At 40.7% G+C, this 1,145-nt stretch carries 1 protein-coding gene; it reads left to right on the top strand.

Annotation, left to right across the window (positions count from 1 at the left end):
• The first annotated feature begins 68 nt into the window (after positions 1-68).
• A complete protein-coding gene (locus tag QUA23_RS30930; RefSeq protein WP_333079690.1) occupies positions 69-992 on the top strand; it encodes a transposase family protein in 924 nt (307 codons plus the stop codon).
• Positions 993-1,145: the final 153 nt, after the last annotated feature.

The following is a 1,145-nucleotide window of genomic DNA, read 5'->3' as shown; positions in this document are numbered from 1 at the left end:
AGACATCTCCGAAAAATAAAATAAAGAGTAGGAAGAGATGGTAAAATATCTTTTTTTCGGGACTGAACATGAGTTCGCTACTAGAATACATCACTAAAAATCCACAAGAAACTAAACGGCTAATAGGAGTTGACTACAAACAACTGCAACAGCTAATAACCCAAGCAGCCGCTTTAGAGGAAAAAAAGCAGGCTGTGCATGAAAACACCAAAATTAGGATAATTAACAAAGGGGGTGGCAGAAAGCCAAAGCTTTCCGTGAGGGAGCAAATCTTGCTAACTTTAGTCTACCTCCATCACATGCCAACGTTTCAAATGTTGGGTGTGCAATTCGAGGTGAGTGAATCGACAGCGCACAGTCTGTTTCATTACTGGTCAGAGATATTACGAGAATTGTTACCAGCGAGTTTATTAGAACAAGTAAAAAAAAACGAAGGAGACGGGGAATGGGTCAAGGAAATGCTGAAGGAATGCGAGTTAGTGATAGATAGCTCAGAACAAGTCAGGGAAAGACCTAAAGACTATGAAGAGCAGAAAAAGTGCTACTCAGGAAAGAAGAAAAATCATACGCGGAAAAATCAGTTGATTGTCCTACCAAATACAAGAGAAATAGTCGATGTTATAGTGGGGAAACCGGGACCTAATAGCGATATTAATCTCTTTAGAGAGCGACGGTCAGAATTTGCGGTTGGGCAAAGGTTTCTCGGAGACAAAGGTTATGTAGGAGAGGAGCAGATTGAGACTCCCCACAAAAAACCGAAGAAGCATGAATTAACCGCCGACCTGAAAAAAGAAAATAAAAAATTATCAAAGCAACGAATTGTTGTTGAACATATGATTAGATTACTCAAAATATTCCGAGTAGCCTCTGAGAGGTTTCGGCTAAGCTCCTCCCGATATCAGCAGGTAATTCTGACAATTTGCGGGTTAGTCAGGTTGCGAGTGGGAGCCTTAATACTGCCACAATTAAAACCCGAAGACAGTGGGGTCTAAATTGCAGTGCTACCCTATCTATATTTGGGTTCTAAATTAACTGAAACTAGCTCAAAGCCTGATTAACCCGTGTTAGAAGGCAGAGATTTTTGAGAAGAGTTATAATTCGCAAAGCCTTTGCCAGATAAGCTTTGCGAGTTTTGGGAGATGTCT

The sequence above is a fragment of the Microcoleus sp. Pol1C5 genome, assembly GCF_036701115.1.
GTDB lineage: Bacteria > Cyanobacteriota > Cyanobacteriia > Cyanobacteriales > Microcoleaceae > Microcoleus.
This window is presented reverse-complemented; position numbering and strand designations above follow the sequence as displayed.